The 16175-nt window shown below is 66.7% G+C and carries 15 protein-coding genes; 7 read left to right on the top strand and 8 right to left on the bottom strand.

Translation table 11 applies throughout. From position 1 onward, the window contains the following. Positions 1-3: 3 nt before the first annotated feature. The 4 genes from Q0833_RS06645 to Q0833_RS06630 all read right to left on the bottom strand — a co-directional run bounded on the left by Q0833_RS06645 (position 4) and on the right by Q0833_RS06630 (position 3986). A complete protein-coding gene (locus Q0833_RS06645) occupies positions 4-912 on the bottom strand; it encodes an FkbM family methyltransferase (protein WP_298431497.1) in 909 nt (302 codons plus the stop codon). Positions 913-917: 5 nt separating this feature from the next. Then, on the bottom strand, positions 918-2429 hold the full coding sequence (gene sufB / locus Q0833_RS06640) for a Fe-S cluster assembly protein SufB (RefSeq protein ID WP_298431495.1): 1512 nt from the start codon (positions 2427-2429) through the stop codon (positions 918-920). Beyond that, positions 2426-3463, bottom strand: coding sequence for an aminotransferase class V-fold PLP-dependent enzyme (locus Q0833_RS06635; protein WP_298431493.1), 1038 nt, complete (start codon positions 3461-3463; stop codon positions 2426-2428). Before Q0833_RS06635 ends, sufB begins: the two co-directional genes overlap by 4 nt. A gap of 64 nt (positions 3464-3527) precedes the next feature. Beyond that, entirely contained in the window at positions 3528-3986 is a 459-nt protein-coding gene (locus Q0833_RS06630) for an Rrf2 family transcriptional regulator (protein WP_298431491.1), read from the bottom strand. A 121-nt stretch (positions 3987-4107) separates the two neighbouring features. Between Q0833_RS06630 and Q0833_RS06625 the strand changes: the two genes are divergently transcribed. From Q0833_RS06625 to Q0833_RS06615, 3 genes are read left to right on the top strand one after another with little or no spacing between them, the layout of a single operon-like run. Next, positions 4108-4761, top strand: a complete 654-nt coding sequence (locus Q0833_RS06625; protein WP_298431490.1) for an alpha/beta hydrolase — start codon at positions 4108-4110, stop codon at positions 4759-4761. 22 nt (positions 4762-4783) lie between these two features. After that, entirely contained in the window at positions 4784-5020 is a 237-nt protein-coding gene (locus tag Q0833_RS06620; RefSeq protein WP_298431488.1) for a hypothetical protein, read from the top strand. Then, the gene (locus tag Q0833_RS06615; RefSeq protein ID WP_298431484.1) at positions 5013-5594 is read left to right on the top strand and encodes an HD family hydrolase; all 582 of its coding nucleotides are present in this window, start codon (positions 5013-5015) and stop codon (positions 5592-5594) included. Before Q0833_RS06620 ends, Q0833_RS06615 begins: the two co-directional genes overlap by 8 nt. A gap of 6 nt (positions 5595-5600) precedes the next feature. Here Q0833_RS06615 and Q0833_RS06610 read toward each other — a convergent pair whose 3' ends face one another. Then, entirely contained in the window at positions 5601-6083 is a 483-nt protein-coding gene (locus Q0833_RS06610; protein ID WP_298431482.1) for a VOC family protein, read from the bottom strand. A gap of 164 nt (positions 6084-6247) precedes the next feature. On the opposite strand from Q0833_RS06610, the gene Q0833_RS06605 reads away from it, so the two are divergent. The 3 genes from Q0833_RS06605 to Q0833_RS06595 all read left to right on the top strand — a co-directional run bounded on the left by Q0833_RS06605 (position 6248) and on the right by Q0833_RS06595 (position 8592). Further along, entirely contained in the window at positions 6248-7456 is a 1209-nt protein-coding gene (locus Q0833_RS06605; RefSeq protein ID WP_298431480.1) for an NADP-dependent isocitrate dehydrogenase, read from the top strand. Positions 7457-7616: 160 nt separating this feature from the next. After that, positions 7617-8258: a YitT family protein gene (locus tag Q0833_RS06600; protein ID WP_298431478.1), complete on the top strand. Its 642-nt coding sequence runs from the start codon at positions 7617-7619 to the stop codon at positions 8256-8258. A 4-nt stretch (positions 8259-8262) separates the two neighbouring features. Continuing rightward, a complete protein-coding gene (locus tag Q0833_RS06595; RefSeq protein WP_298431476.1) occupies positions 8263-8592 on the top strand; it encodes a multidrug efflux SMR transporter in 330 nt (109 codons plus the stop codon). On the opposite strand, the gene alaS is transcribed toward Q0833_RS06595, so the two are convergent. Together alaS and recA are read right to left on the bottom strand one after the other, a co-directional pair. Continuing rightward, positions 8589-11234, bottom strand: a complete 2646-nt coding sequence (gene alaS / locus Q0833_RS06590) for an alanine--tRNA ligase (RefSeq protein WP_298431474.1) — start codon at positions 11232-11234, stop codon at positions 8589-8591. The two genes, Q0833_RS06595 and alaS, sit on opposite strands and share 4 nt — an antisense overlap. A gap of 150 nt (positions 11235-11384) precedes the next feature. Next, the gene (gene recA, locus Q0833_RS06585) at positions 11385-12458 is read right to left on the bottom strand and encodes a recombinase RecA (RefSeq protein WP_298431472.1); all 1074 of its coding nucleotides are present in this window, start codon (positions 12456-12458) and stop codon (positions 11385-11387) included. Between the two features lie 153 nt (positions 12459-12611). On the opposite strand from recA, the gene Q0833_RS06580 reads away from it, so the two are divergent. After that, positions 12612-13223, top strand: a complete 612-nt coding sequence (locus Q0833_RS06580) for a gamma-glutamyl kinase (protein WP_367274938.1) — start codon at positions 12612-12614, stop codon at positions 13221-13223. 82 nt (positions 13224-13305) lie between these two features. Here the strand turns inward: Q0833_RS06580 and Q0833_RS06575 are convergent, their stop codons facing one another. After that, on the bottom strand, positions 13306-16059 hold the full coding sequence (locus Q0833_RS06575) for an ATP-binding protein (protein WP_298431470.1): 2754 nt from the start codon (positions 16057-16059) through the stop codon (positions 13306-13308). Positions 16060-16175 lie beyond the last annotated feature (116 nt).

The raw sequence follows: 16175 nt of genomic DNA, 5'->3' as shown, positions 1-16175 counted from the left end.
TCTTCAGGTCAGTTCGTCCATCGCGGGCACGGCCCGGCGGGCAAAGGTTTCGGCAAGGTCGGGCGCGACGGCGCCGCGCAGGGTCAGCAGGTGCAGGCAGTGGCAGCAGAGATCCGGGCTGTCGAAGACCGACGCCGCCGCGAGTGCCAGCACCTTGAGCTGATCGGTCGTGACCGCGTCCGGATCCTCGATCAACCGGATATACACCGCGTCGCCGTCCAGAAGCTGGTTGCGCACGCCCGCCTTCTCCAGCCGCTTGGCCTGCGGGCTGGGTGAAATCACCGACTTCTGGTGCAGGAACTTGTGCAGCACGAAACCCTGCGCGCGCAGGCTCTGGTCCAGTTCGGCCAGCATCGGCTCGCCGTCATACATCCGGTAGAACCGGACTTCGGGGATCACGACCATGCATTCGGACAGGGCGCGGCGCCCGCCCTCGATCACGTCGCGCTCGGCCCCCTGGATATCCATCTTGAGGATGTCGATCCCGTCGGCGAGCCCCGGCACATCGTCCAGCGCCACGAGCTCGACGGGAATCTCGGTTACCGGCCGGTTGACCCAGAACCCCTTGCCGAGAAAGCGCGCGGCGGGCGCGCTGAACGGGAAGATCGAGGTCAGCGAGGCGATCTTGTGCGCATAGAGCGTGGCAGGCCCCGGCGCGCCGATGGCGAGTCGGTGGACAGTCATGTCCTCGCGCGCGTCGGCCACGAGCGCCGCGTAAGCCTCGGGCTCGGGCTCGAAGGCGGTCACATGCGCCATGCCGGCCGCGAGGAGCGCGCCGTAGGGCGGCGCCTCCTTGGTCTGCCGGGCGCCGATATCGGTGACGCGCACGCGCCGCCCGAGCGCCACGCCCTCGGCCACCTCGCGCAACAGCACGCGGTCGCGCCGCCGAACGCGCGGGGTCGCCTCGGCCACGGCGTTCACCCCACCGAGCCTTCGAGCGAGATCGCGACGAGCTGCTGCGCTTCCATGGCGAATTCCATCGGCAGGGCCTGCAGCACCTCCTTGCAGAACCCATTGACCACGAGTGCCACGGCCTCCTCCTCGTCCATCCCGCGCGAGCGGCAATAGAAGAGCTGGTCGTCGTCGACCTTCGAGGTCGTCGCCTCGTGCTCCACCCGGCTCGAGTTGTTCTTCACCTCGATATACGGGACCGTGTGCGCACCGCATTCCGACCCGATCAAGAGCGAGTCGCATTGCGTGTAATTGCGCGAGTTCTTCGCCTTCGGATGCATCGAGACGAGGCCCCGATAGGTGTTCTGGGCCTTCCCCGCCGAGATCCCCTTCGAGACGATCCGGCTTTTGGTGTTCTTGCCCAGATGCACCATCTTGGTGCCCGTGTCGGCCTGCTGGAAGTTGTTGGCGATGGCGATGGAATAAAACTCGCCCTGGCTGTCGTCGCCCCGCAGGATGCAGGACGGGTACTTCCACGTCACCGCCGAGCCGGTCTCGACCTGCGTCCACATCACCTTGGAGCGCGCGCCGCGGCAATCGGCACGCTTGGTGACGAAGTTGTAGATGCCGCCCTTGCCGTTCTCGTCGCCGGGGAACCAGTTCTGGACGGTCGAATACTTGATCTCCGCGTCGTCCAGCAGAACCAGCTCGACCACGGCGGCATGAAGCTGCGCCACGTCGCGCTGCGGCGCCGTGCAGCCCTCGAGATAGGACACGTAGGACCCCTCGTCGGCGATGATGAGCGTGCGCTCGAACTGGCCGGTATTCTCGGCATTGATGCGGAAGTAGGTCGACAGCTCCATCGGGCAGCGCGTGCCCTTGGGGATGTAGACGAAGGACCCGTCCGAGAAGACCGCCGAATTCAGCGTCGCGTAGTAGTTGTCCGACTGCGGCACGACCGAGCCGAGATACTTCTTCACCAGTTCAGGGTGATCCTTGATGGCCTCGGAGATGGAGCAGAAGATCACGCCCGCCTTGGCCAGCTCGTCCTTGAAGGTCGTGCCGACCGATACACTGTCGAACACGGCATCCACGGCGACGCGGCGATCCTCGGGCGCGGGCTCGACGCCGGCCAGAAGCGCCTGTTCCTTCAGGGGGATGCCCAGCTTCTTGTAGGTCTCCAGCAGCTTCGGATCCACGTCATCCAGCGACTTGGGCTTCTCGGTCATGCTCGCCGGGCGCGCATAGTAGTACTGGTCCTGGAAATCGATCTCCGGATACTGGACCATCGCCCATTTCGGCTCGGTCATCTGCACCCAGCGGCGATAAGCCTGAAGGCGCCATTCCAGCATCCACTCGGGCTCTTCGTTCTTCTCGGAGATCAGGCGCACGATGTCCTCGGAGAGGCCCTTGGGCGCATACTCCATCTCGATCTCGGTGTTCCAGCCGTGCTTGTAGGTGCCCGAGAGCGACTTCACCGCCTCGACGGTTTCGGCGTCGACGCCGTCCTTGACCTGCACATCGTCGAGAGCCGTCATATCCGTCTCCTGTCCCTCAAGCGGCGGAAGGTCGCGACGAAGCGTTCCACCTGTTCCATCGTCACGTCGGGCCCGAGCGACACGCGGATCGCGCAATCGGCTTCGCCCGGCCCGTAGCCCATCGCCCCGAGGACCGCGCTGGAGCGCACCTTCCCCGACGAGCAAGCCGAGCCCGCCGACACGGCGAACCCCGCAAGATCGAGCGCCATCACCTGCGTCTCGCCGCGCCATCCCGGCGTGATGAGATTAGAGGTGTTCGGCAGGCGCCGCGACTCCTTCCCGACTAAAATAGTCGGATTGGCGCCACCCTCAAGACTTGTTTCTAGAAAAGTTCTAAGTTCCGCAACCCGGTCCCAGGTCCCGTCTGCCAGATCGCAGGCCGCCGCCGTGGCCGCGGCCCCGAAACCCGCGATCCCGACGATGTTCTCGGTGCCCGACCGGCGCCCCATCTCCTGCCCGCCGCCCCGGATCTGCGAGGTCACGTCCAGCCCGCGCCGCAAGACCAACGCGCCGATTCCCTTCGGGCCGCCCAGCTTGTGGGCCGAGATCAGCGCCATCTCGACGCCCGACCAATCGAAGGCAACCGGGACCTTACCAAAGGCTTGCGTCATGTCGCTGACGGCCAGCCCGGCGGCCAGGTCCTGCATCACGCCGGTCTCGCTGTTGGCCAGTTGCACCGCGCTCCGGGCCGGGTCCACGACTGCGACTTGCCCCCGCGCATCGACGGCAAGCGCGCCGTCGCCCCAGGCCGCGACCGCCTCGTGCTCGATGGGCGCGGTGGCCAGCTCGCGCCCCGCCATCGCCAGCGCCGCCGCCTCGGTCGCGCCCGACACGAAGACGATGTCCGCCGCCTGCGCGCCGAACGCCTCGGCCAGCTCCGCGCGCGCCCGCTCGACCACGGCCTTGGCCGCGCGCCCCTCGCCATGGACGCTCGACGGATTGCCCGCGACATCCATCGCCGCGACCATCGCTGCCCGTGCCTCGGGCCGTAGCGGCGCGGTGGCATTCCAGTCGAGATAGACCCGCTCGGTCACCGGGGGTTCCTTCCTCTGGCCTCAAATACCTCGGGGGGTCCGGGGGGCTGGCCCCCCGGCGCGGTCACTCGTCCACCACTTCGAAGAGCGAGGGCACCGCGGGACAGGGGGTCAATTCGTTCTGCACCACGTCCGACAGCCGCGTCTGGTGCAGGAACACGTAGACATTGGCCGAGAGCGATTCCCAGAGACGGTTCGTCATCGACTGCGCCCGGCTGCCCGACGAGCCGCCCTTGGCCCCGGCCCCCGTCTCCATCGCGGAGACCGTCTCGTCAACGGCCCCGAGGATATCCGACACCCGGATCGCGTCCGGCGCGCGCGCCAGCCGGTAACCACCGCCCGGCCCGCGCACCGACGAGACCAGACCTGCGCGCCGAAGCTTGACGAATAGCTGTTCGAGATAGGGCAGCGAGATATCCTGCCGCCGCGAGATGTCGCCCAGCGATGTCAGCGCGTCTTCGGGCTGCATCGCCAGATCCGTGAGGGCGACCATCGCGTAACGACCCTTGGTGCTCAGCTTCATGGCGCCCTCCCGTGGCGAAGACCCTGTGCGTTGACCCCGGCGCGGACGCGGCTTACCTGTGCCCACCGGTGAGCGAGCGACATATCGACCCGCCACCCGCGCCGTCAATGCAGGAGCTTTCATGCCCGAAGTGATCTTCCCCGGCCCCGAGGGCCGCCTCGAGGGCCGCTACCATCCCCAGAAGGTCAAGGACGCGCCCATTGCGATCGTCCTGCATCCGCATCCGCAATTCGGCGGTACGATGAACAACAAGGTCGTCTACAACCTGCATTACGCGTTCCATTCGCTGGGCTTCACGGTGCTGCGGTTCAACTTCCGCGGTGTCGGGCGGAGCCAGGGCGAGTACGACCAGGGCATCGGCGAGCTGTCGGATGCCGCCTCCGCGCTCGACTACCTCCAGTCGATGAACCCCAATTCCAAGCATTGCTGGGTCGCGGGCTTCTCGTTCGGCGCGTGGATCGGGATGCAGCTTCTGATGCGCCGCCCCGAGATCACGGGCTTCATCTCGGTCTCGCCGCCCGCAGATCGCTACGATTTCAGCTTCCTCGCGCCCTGCCCCTCCTCGGGCCTGATCATCAACGGAGGCGCCGACCGCGTCGCGCCGCCGACCGACACTGTGACGCTGGTCAACAAGCTTCATGAGCAGAAGGGCATCACCATCACCCACGAGGAGATGGAGGGCGCCGGTCACTTCTTCGAGGATCCGCATATGGACCCGATGATCGACAGCGTGAAATCCTATGTCTCGCGCCGCCTGACCGAGACCACGCGGTGAGACACATCGCCGGAGCGACCCGGTGAGCGCGCTCGCCGAAAAGCTGGCCGACAAGCTGGCGGCCGACGTGATCGCGCATGTCGAGGCGACCGGCGACGAGGACATGATCAAGATCATGGGCACCGCGCTCGGCGACTCGTCCCAGACCCTGCAGGAGGCGTTCATCACCTCCGTGCGGGTCCAGCGCGCCGCGATCCGGGCGCAGGAACTCCTCCGCCGCCGCATCGCCGAGCACGCATCCGCCAAGGTCGATGACTGACCCGGATCTCGACGCCCGCGCAGCCTTCCTGATGGAGGCGGATCGCCTCAAATCCGTGATCCGCGCGACCCGCCTCGCCGATGACAGCCGCTATGAGAACTCGGCAGAGCATTCGTGGCACCTGACGCTCTTCGCGCTGGTGATGGCACCGCACGCGCCCGCTGGCGTGTCCATCGACCGCGTGATCCGGATGCTGATCCTGCACGACCTCGTGGAGATCGACGCGGGCGACCACCCGATTTTCGGCACCGTCGATACCGCCGCTCAGGCCGCCGAAGAGGCGGCCGCGGCCGACCGCCTCTTCGGCCTACTGCCGCCCGATCAGGGCCGCGACTTCCGCGCGCTCTGGGAGGAGTTCGAGGCGGTCGAGACAGTCGATGCCCGCTTCGCCAAAGCGCTCGACCGGATGCAGACGCCGCTTCTGAACCTCGAGAACGGCGGCGGCTCCTGGGCCGAATACGACGTGACCGAAGACCAGGTCCGGAGCCGCGTTGGCATCCAGGTCGAACGGGGTGCGCCCGCCCTCTGGATGTGGCTGTCGCCACTGATCGCGCGCTTCTTCGCCCGGTCCTGACGGCCGTCAGGCGGCGTCGCCCGCCGCGATCAGCCCCGCAACATCCAGTGGCCCGTTCGTCATCACGAGCGCACCATCCAACCCGCGAGGCCAGTCTTCCGCGGGCCGGTCGCGGTAGAGCTCCACCCCATTGCCGTCGGGATCATCGAGATAGACCGCCTCGGACACACCGTGATCCGAGGCGCCGGTCAGCGCGAAGCCGGCCTCCGTGACGCGCCGCACGACCCGTCCGAGTGCTGCGCGATCGGGATAGAGATACGCGCCATGAAACAGCCCCGTATGCCCAGGCGGCGGCGGCGTCCCGCCGCGCGAGCCCCAGACGTTCAGCCCGATGTGGTGATGATATCCGTCGGCCCCCAGAAACGCCGCCGTCTTCCCGATCCGGGCCTGCACCTCGAATCCGAGCAGCGCGTAGAACGCGACTGCACGTTCCAGATCCGCCACCCGGAGGTGGATATGTCCGACCTGTGGGCCCTTGCGTTCCGCCATGCCGCTCTCCTTTGCCCGGCACTCTGCGCCACGCCTTGGCGACGAGCTATTCCTCATCGCCGCACGCCCATCGTGCGCGTTCCGGTATGCGATTGCATACCATCTGGCCAGCGGTCTCGAGATGCGCTATCGGACGGGCGAACACCAATCACCGCGAGGCACCCATGTCCAAGATCAAGGTAGAGAACCCCGTCGTCGAACTCGACGGCGACGAGATGACCCGCATCATCTGGCAGTTCATCAAGGACAAGCTGATCCTGCCCTATCTGGACATCGACCTGCTCTACTACGACCTCGGGATGGAGAGCCGCGACGAGACCGACGACCAGATCACCATCGACGCCGCCGAGAAGATCAAGGAAGTCGGCGTCGGCGTGAAATGCGCCACGATCACCCCCGACGAAGCGCGTGTGGAGGAGTTCGGCCTCAAGAAGATGTGGCGCTCGCCCAATGGCACGATCCGCAACATCCTGGGCGGCGTCGTCTTCCGCGAGCCGATCATCTGCCAGAACGTGCCGCGCCTCGTGCCCGGATGGACCCAGCCCATCGTCATCGGCCGCCACGCCTTCGGCGACCAGTACCGCGCCACCGACATGAAGTTCCCCGGCCCGGGCAAGCTGTCGATGAAGTTCGTCGGCGAGGACGGCACGGTCGAGGAACACGAGGTCTTCGACGCGCCGTCGTCGGGCGTGTTCATGTCGATGTACAACCTCGACAAGTCGATCGAGGATTTCGCCCGCGCCAGCTTCGAGTATGGCCTCAAGCGCAACTACCCGGTCTATCTGTCGACCAAGAACACGATCCTGAAGCAGTATGACGGCCAGTTCATGCTGATCTTCCAGCGCATCTTCGACGCCGAGTATGCCGACAAGTTCAAGGACGCTGGCATCACCTACGAGCACCGCCTGATCGACGACATGGTGGCCTCGGCGATGAAGTGGTCCGGCGGGTATGTCTGGGCCTGCAAGAACTACGACGGCGACGTGCAATCGGACACGGTAGCGCAGGGCTTCGGCTCTCTGGGCCTGATGACCTCGCAGCTCATGACCCCCGACGGCAAGATCGTCGAGGCCGAGGCCGCCCACGGCACCGTCACGCGCCACTACCGCCAGCACCAGGCCGGCAAGGAGACCTCGACCAACTCCATCGCGTCAATCTTCGCTTGGACCGGCGGCCTCAAGCACCGTGCCAAGCTCGACGGCAACGACCAGCTCATGAAATTTGCCGAGACGCTCGAGAAGGTGATCGTCGACACTGTGGAATCGGGCCACATGACCAAGGACCTCGCCCTGCTGGTCGGACCCGACCAGAAGTGGCTGACCACGATGGGTTTCCTCGAAAAGATCGACGAGAACCTGCAGGCGGCGCTTTAGGTCACTCGCCGCCCCGTACGGACGAACCAATGAAGGCACCCCCGGCGGGGTGCCTTTTTCCTGCGCATCGCTTGCCGTTCGGACCCGCGCAACATGGCGCGCGCCACGGAGGCCCTCACGGTCGCTTCCCCCGACCGGAAAGCCGCGATAGGCCGGGAGCATGGCCCGCACCCAGACCCCCGACGATGCGCAGGAGCCGCATCGCCCCGCCCTGTCGCACAGCCTCCTCGAGGACGCGCAGGCGCTTCTCCTCGGGACGGCGCTCTGCGCCCTTGGCGTCCAGTTCCTGACCGCCGCCGGCCTTGTCACCGGCCAGACTGCGGGTCTGGGCGTTCTGCTGTCCTACGTCACCGGCTGGTCCTTCGGGCTCTGGTTCTTCCTTCTCAACCTGCCCTTCTACGTGCTGGGCTGGATCCGTCTCGGTCCCCGCTTCGTGGCCAAGACGGTGATCGCCGTCACCCTCGTCTCGCTCTTCAGCCGCGGCCTCCCCGAGGTCCTCAGCTTCGATCGCCTCGATCCGTGGACGGCGTCGGCCCTGTCCGGCGCTGTGATCGGAATGGGACTGATGGTGATCTTCCGCCACGGCGCGTCGCTCGGCGGCATCGGCATCCTCGCGCTCTGGCTGCAGGAGCGGTTTGGCCTGCGCGCGGGCCTTGTCCAGCTCGGCTTCGACGCACTGCTCTTCGCGGCGGCCTTCGCCGTCCTCGACCCCTGGCTCGTCACCGCGTCGCTCCTGGGCGCGGTCATCGTGAACCTCATCGTCGCGGTGAACCACCGCCGCGACCGCTATATCGGACGGTGACCCCATGCCCTGGCTCTACCTCGTCCTTGCCATCGCGACCGAAACCATCGGCACCACGGCCCTGAAGGCGTCGGACGGCTTCAGCCGGCTCTGGCCCTCGCTCCTGACGGTGGCGGCCTATGCGCTATCCTTCTGGTTCCTCGCGATCGTTCTCAAGACCATCCCGGTCGGGATCGCCTATGCGATCTGGTCGGGTCTGGGCATCGTCCTGATCGCCGCGATCGGCTGGGTCGCCTTCGGCCAACGCCTCGATGCGCCCGCCCTGATTGGCATGGCGCTGATCGTGGCCGGGATCGTCGTGATGCAGCTCTTCTCGAACACGACGGGGCACTAGGCCCCCTCGATCACTCCGCGAACCGCCGCCAGCGCCGTGTCGGCCTGCGCGATATCGGCGCCGCCGCCCTGCGCCATCTCGGGCCGACCGCCGCCGCCACGCCCACCAAGCGCCTCGACCGCGGCCTTGACGAGATCGACCGCCGAGACCCGCTCGGCCAAATCCTTGGTCACGCCCGCCGCCACGGCAGGCTTGGCGCCGGTATCGGCGATCAGCACCACGATACCCGAGCCGAGCGCCTGCTTCTGCGCGTCGATCATCGCGCCGAGGTCCTTGCCAGAGACGCCCGAAACAACCTGAAGAACGGCCTGCATCCCGTTGATCTCGCTAGCCTCCGCCCCGGCGCCCATCGCCGCGTCACGACGAAGCTGCGCGATTTCCGATTGCAGGGCCTTCCGCTCGTCCATCAACGCGCGCACCCGGTCGGGAACCTCGTCGGCCTGGGCCTTGAAGAGGTTGGCCAGTTCGGACACCCGCGCGTCCTGCGCCCGGAGATGGTCCATCGCCGCCTGTCCGGTCAGCGCCTCGATCCGGCGCACGCCCGCGCTGCTCGCCTGGTCGCCCAACGTCACGAAGGCCCCGATCTCGCCGGTGCGGCCGACATGGGTGCCGCCACACAGCTCGATCGAGTAGGTCGCACCGTCGCCGCCCTTGCCAGAACCGTCGCTTCGCCCCATCGACACCACGCGAACCTCGTCGCCGTATTTTTCGCCGAACAGCGCCTGCGCCCCGAGCGCGCGTGCGTCGTCGGGCGCCATGATCCGGGTCGCGACGGCGGAGTTCTGGCGGATGAAGGCGTTCACCTCGGCCTCGATCCCGGTCAGCTGCTCGCGCGTCACCGCTTGCCCATGGCTGAAATCGAAGCGCAGCCGGTCGGGCGCGTTGAGCGAGCCGCGCTGCGCGACGTGATCGCCCAAGGCCGCGCGCAGCGCCTCATGCAGAAGATGTGTCGCCGAATGGTTCGCGCGGATCGCCGAACGACGCGCGTGATCTACGACCAGCTCCGCCGTTTGACCCGGCGCGATCCGACCCTCCTCGACCTTGACCATATGCAGGAAGACCCCGCCGATCCGCTTGGTGTCGGTGATCGTCCCGCGACCACCCTCGGTTCGCACCGTGCCGGTGTCGCCGACCTGGCCCCCGCTTTCGCCGTAGAAGGGCGTCTGGTTAAGGACCATCGCCGCGGTCTCGCCCGCCTCGACAGCGTCGATCGCATCGCCGTCGCGCACGAGGGCCAGCACCTGCCCCTCGGCCGTCTCGGTGTCGTAGCCGAGGAACTCCGTCGACCCATGCTCTTCGGCCAGATCGAACCAGATCGCCGCATCGGCCTGCTCGCCCGAGCCGGACCAGGCCGCGCGCGCCCTTGCCTTCTGCTCGGCCATCTCGGCATCGAAGCCCGCGACATCGACAGCCATCCCCTTCTCGCGGAGCGCGTCTTGAGTCAGGTCGAGCGGGAACCCGTAGGTGTCGTAGAGCTTGAAGGCCGCAGCTCCGCCCAGCGTGCCGCCCTCGGGCAGCCGCCCCACCTCGTCCTCGAGAAGCCGCAGCCCGCGGTCGAGCGTCGAGCGGAACCGCTCCTCCTCGCCGCGCAGCGTCTCCTCGATGACCGATTTGCCGCGCACCAGCTCGGGGTAGTGATCGCCCATCTGGCGCACGAGCTCTGGCACCAGCCGGTGCATCACCGGATCTTTCGCGCCCGCCTGATGCGCATGCCGCATCGCTCGGCGCATGATCCGGCGCAAGACATAGCCGCGCCCCTCGTTCGACGGCATCACGCCGTCGGCAATCAGGAACGAGGTCGACCGCAGGTGGTCGGCGATCACCCGGTGGTGGATGTTCTCCGGTCCGTCCGCATCGGTCGAGGTGGCATGCGCCGACGCCTCGATCAGCGCGCGCATCAGGTCGGTATCGTAATTGTCGTGATGGCCCTGCAGCAGCGCGCCGATCCGTTCCAGACCCATGCCCGTGTCGATCGACTGCATTTCGAGCGGGCGCAACGTCCCGTCCTCGAACTGCTCATTCTGCATGAAGACGACGTTCCAGATCTCGATGAACCGGTCGCCATCCTCGTCCGGGCTGCCGGGGGGTCCGCCGGGGATATGGTCGCCATGATCGTAGAAGATCTCTGTGCAGGGCCCGCAGGGTCCGGTCGGTCCCATGCGCCAGAAGTTGTCATCCGTGGCGATCCGGATGATCCGGTCCTCGGGCACGCCGACCTTGCGCCAGATCTCGAACGCCTCGTCGTCGGTGTGATAAACAGTCGTCAGGAGCCGCGAGGCATCGATCCCGAAATCCTTGGTGATCAACTCCCATGCGAAGGGGATCGCGTCGGATTTGAAGTAATCCCCGAAGCTGAAATTTCCCAGCATCTCGAAAAAGGTATGGTGCCGCGCCGTATAGCCGACATTGTCGAGATCGTTGTGCTTGCCACCGGCCCGCACGCATTTCTGCGCGGTCGTCGCGCGGCTGTAGTCGCGATGCTCGACGCCGGTGAAGACATTCTTGAACTGCACCATGCCGGAATTGACGAACATCAGCGTCGGGTCGTTGCGCGGCACCAGCGGCGAGCTGTCGACCACGGCATGATCCTGACGCGCGAAATAGTCGAGGAAGGTCGAGCGGATGTCGTTCAGGCTGGCCATGTCGGTCCCCGTATCGGTGCGCGCCCGTCCTAGCCGGGGCCTCCGATGCCGTCCAGTGTCCGGGGCCCGGAAGGCGAAACGGGGCCGCCCTTCGGCGACCCCGTTCCTGTCTCTTGCCTGATGCCGGCGCGCAGCTCGTCCGGCCCGCGATCAGTCGTCGTCGAGCACCTCGTCATGGTCCGACTTGGCCATCTGGAAATCCAACCCGTGCGCCGCGCGGATCTTGTCCTCGATCTCCTCGGCCACGGCCGGATTATCCTTGAGGAACTGCTTGGAGTTCTCGCGCCCTTGGCCGATCCGCTCGTCGCCGTAGCTGAACCATGCGCCCGACTTGTCGACGACACCGGCCTTGACCCCGAGATCCAGCAATTCGCCCGTCTTCGAGATGCCCTCGCCGAACATGATGTCGAACTCGACCACCTTGAAGGGCGGCGCGACCTTGTTCTTGACGATCTTCACCTTGGTCTGGTTGCCGACCACCTCGTCGCGATCCTTGATGGACCCGATGCGGCGGATGTCGAGGCGGACGGAGGAGTAGAACTTCAGCGCGTTGCCGCCGGTCGTCGTCTCGGGCGAGCCGAACATGACGCCGATCTTCATCCGGATCTGGTTGATGAAGATCACCATGCAACCCGAGCGGTTGATGGAGCCGGTCAGCTTGCGCATCGCCTGGCTCATCAGGCGGGCATGCACGCCGACCGAGCTGTCGCCCATGTCGCCTTCGAGCTCGGATTTCGGCGTCAGGGCCGCGACCGAGTCGACCACCACCATGCTGACCGCGCCCGAGCGCACCAGCGTATCGACGATTTCCAGCGCCTGCTCGCCCGTGTCGGGCTGCGAGATCAGAAGCTCGTCCAGATCGACGCCCAGCTTGCGCGCGTATTGCGGGTCGAGCGCGTGCTCGGCGTCGACGAAGGCGCAGACACCGCCTTTCTTTTGCTCCTCGGCGATCGCGTGGAGCGTCAGGGTCGTCTTGCCCGAGCTTTCAGGGCCGTAGATCTCGATCACGCGGCCCTTCGGCAGGCCGCCGATCCCGAGCGCGATGTCGAGGCCCAGCGATCCGGTCGAGGTCGCCTCGATGTCATGCAGCACGTTGTCGCCGCCGAGCTTCATGATGGAGCCCTTGCCGAACTGCCGTTCGATCTGTGCCAGCGCCGAATCCAGCGCCTTCTGCTTGTCGCCGCCGCGTTTGTCGGTCATGTCGAGTAGGTTCGCCGTTGCCATGGTATCGGCCCTTGTTGCACGCTGCCGCAGAGGCGGCAATCTCGGTTTCCGTTCACGTCCTGTTCCTTGCGCTTGATATGGAACAGATGCGGAACACAATCAAGCCCCGCCGTGGTGGTTCGATGATCCGCGTCTTTGCTTAAGATGCGCTTAATGGCCGCGAAGGCGGCGCGGAGGCTCGCGATGCTGGTGTTCTGGAAGGCGCGGCTCGTTCTGCTGGCGGTGCCGAAAACCGGCACGACCGCGCTCGAGGCGACGCTGGCGCCCCATGCCGATGCCGCGATCGTCAATCCTCCGGGGCTCAAGCACTGTACCGTCCGCAAGTATCGCCGGGAGCTGGCGGACTTCTTCGAGCAGAAGGGACGGCGGCCGATGGAGCTGGTCGCGACGGTGCGCGAGCCCGTCGACTGGCTGGGCAGCTGGTACCGATATCGGCGGCGGCCTGCGCTGGACGGGCAGCCGAACTCGACGGCGCATGTGGATTTCGACGGCTTCGTGAAGGCCTATCTCGCCGATCCGCAACCCGATTTCGCCCGCGTCGGCGCGCAGGCCCAGTTCCTCGGGGGGGGCGTCGATCACCTGTTTCGCCATGATGACGGTGGGCTGGTTCCGTTCCTGGCCGAGCGGCTCGAACTTGAAATTGACGTGCCTCGGATGAACGTCTCACCCGCGGGCGCGCTCGACCTCTCGCCCGAGACCGAAGCCCGCCTTCGCCGCGAGCGGCCCGAGGAGTTCGAGGTCTGGGACACGGCCGGGCGCGGGTAGGCCCGACACGTATCGGCGCGCGGGGGCCGGACCGGCCACCGCGCCGCGTTCGGTGCGCACTACCCCGCCGATCAGCCGCGCGCTAGACCAATGCCCGCTCGACCGTCCGCGTCAGATCATTGAGGGAAAAGGGCTTGGGCAGGAAGACCGCGTTCGGAACGGGCGCGCTGGTTTCGGTCATGGCGTCCTGGGTGTAGCCGGAAATGAAGATCGTTCGCACATCGGGGCGGCGGAGCAGCGCCTCGCGCACCCATGTCGGCCCGTCGAGGCCGGGCATCATGACGTCGGTGACGAAAAGATCCACTTCGATCGAACGATCCTCCAGCGTCTGCAGCGCATCCTCGGCGCAAGCCGCCTCGAGCACGTGATAGCCGCGCAGCCTTAGGGCGCGCGACGCGAATGCGCGAACCGGTGCCTCGTCCTCCACCAGAAGAACGATCGGCTGACGATCTTCTGGAGCGCTGCGCGGCATGTCGCCCAGAGCGGCCTTGATATCCTGCGCGACCGCGACCTCGGGCTGGTCCGCCTCCTCGACGGACGTCGCATCCAGATCGATTGGGTCGATCTCCGGCCCGCCGTCCGATTGCTCCAATACGGCCGCCCGTTTCACGGCCCCCTCGTCGTCATCGCTGGCGGCCTCGACGGCCTGCACCACTGCGTCTGCGACATCATCGTCGGAAGGGTCGTCATGAGGTGTTGCACCAGAGTGATCGTCGGCCTCCTCATCGGCATGGCTTGCACTGACGTCAGTCTCGTTCTCTACGCGCGCAACCGCATCCGATGCCGGCGGGATATCCGAAGCGAGCGCCTCGAAAGCTACGCCAGCCGACATCTCAAAGTCCGCGATCTGCGTATCGTCTGCCCCATCGGACACACTGACGGCCGGGTCAGCTTTGTCGCCTTCCGAGGCCACCGCGATCGATCCCGGCTCGTCCGCCTGCCGCGCCGCGATGGGCGCGTCCGACGCTGGCCTTTGGTCGGCTTCGATCGGTTGGAAGACCGGGGCAGAGATCGCCGCAGGAGCGTCCTCCGCCCGGGCCCGCTCACCTGGAAAATAGAGGCTGAACTGCGTGCCGACACCCGGTGTGCTGTCGACGAAGATGTAGCCGCCGCATTGCTTGACGATCCCATAGGCCATCGAAAGCCCGAGCCCGGTCCCCTCGCCCGGACGCTTGGTGGTAAAGAACGGCTCGAAGATGCGGCCGACCGCATCGGGCGGGATGCCCGAACCCTGGTCGCTGACCGTGATGACGACATACTGGCCCGCCGGCACGGTGACCTGGTCGCGGGCCATCGGACGGTCGAGATAGCGGCACTGCGTCTCGAGCACGATCTCGCCGCCGTCGGGCATGGCGTCGCGCGCGTTCACGACGAGGTTCATCAACACCTGTTCGAGCTGGCGCCGGTCGCCGCGGATCGGGACGAGTGCGGGATCATGCGACAGCGTCAGCGCGACCCGCTCGCCCACCAGCCGGTTGAGCAGATGCGTCAGGTCGCCCAGCGTGTCGCGCAGATCGATATCGGCCATCTCGAGCGTCTGCTTGCGCGAGAAGGCCAGCAGCTGTCCCACCAGCGCCGCCGCCCGATTGGCGTTCTGCGTGATCTGCGCGAGGTCGGCATAATCCTCGTCCCCTTCGCCATGACGCAGCATCAAGAGGTCGCAATGCCCCGAAATCGCGGTCAGCAGGTTGTTGAAATCATGTGCGATCCCACCCGCGAGCTGGCCGATGGCTTGCATCTTCTGGCTCTGCACGAACTGTGCTTCCATCGTCTTCAGCGCCGTCGCGTCGTTGAGAACCGCGATCAGCCCCTCGCCGCCACCGCCGACGGGTCGTCCGAGCGTGATCTGGAGGAACCGCTCGGGCGACGCCCCGGTGACGCGCACGATCTCGGCATGGTTGAGACCACGGCCCGCCGCCGCCTCGCTGACCCATTCGCGCACCGAGCGCCCAAGCCCTTCGACCATCGCGGCCAGGCGCCGTTCGGCCCCTTCGCCCGAGGGAGGCAGCAGGTCGCGCGCGGCGCGGTTTGCGGAGGTCACGGAGCCCCCGGCGTCCAGTTTCAGGAGTGCGACCGGCAGCGCATCCAGCGGGATACGACCGTCCGCATCCTCGCCGCCGGGCAGGACGAACACCTCCTGCCGTCCATTCACCGGATCCGAGAGTACGACCCGCACCTGTTCGGGCCCGTCCTTGGTGCGCAAGGTGTTCAAACCGCCGTTCTGGAGCGGCACATCGTCGAACAGATCACGCACACGCTTGGCACGGCGACCGACGACGGAGCGCAGGATCTCGTTCATGTAGAGGATCGTGCCGGATGGCCCGAAGGTCAGGATCGGAAGGCCGATGCCGTCGGCGGCGCGGACGGGCCGGTCCACGAGATCCTCGAGCCGCCAGAGATAGCCGCCGGGAATGCGATGCACGGCGACCCTGACCTGGCCGCGCCGGGTCACCACATCCTCGCGCGCAGAGGTGGTATCGGCGGCGGCGAGGCGCAGGCGGTGGATGACGGCGTCCGGATTGGCGAAAAGGGGTTCGAGCGCGCGGGTCATGGTCGAGCCGTCATGGCCCCCGAACCGGTCGAGTGCCGCGCGGTTCTGGGCGAAGATGGCGCCTTGTTCGTCGGTGCAGAAACCCGGCGCCGCGTCGTGTTCGAGAAACTCCATCACGATGTCGAGGCGCCGATGCGATGCGCGCGCCATGCCCCAGGAGATCAGGTGGAGCGTCACGAAGATCGCGCCGAGTGCTGCGGCGGCGGCGATCAACAGGTCACGGGACGCGTCGGAGGCCGTGGCCAGCGATACACCGAGCGCCCCCAGCGCAACCACGAGAAACACTGCGGATCCGGCCTGCAACCGTCGCAATAAGATGGCCGTCTCGCCCAATGGCGTGCCCGCAGGATGGCCGTCGGCCCACCCCTCCAAGAAAGAATCGCTCCATAATATAGGGCCGA

Source organism: uncultured Jannaschia sp. (assembly GCF_947503795.1).
Classification (GTDB): domain Bacteria; phylum Pseudomonadota; class Alphaproteobacteria; order Rhodobacterales; family Rhodobacteraceae; genus Jannaschia.
Note: the sequence above shows the minus strand (reverse complement) of the source record. Positions and strands in the feature narration are given on the sequence as shown.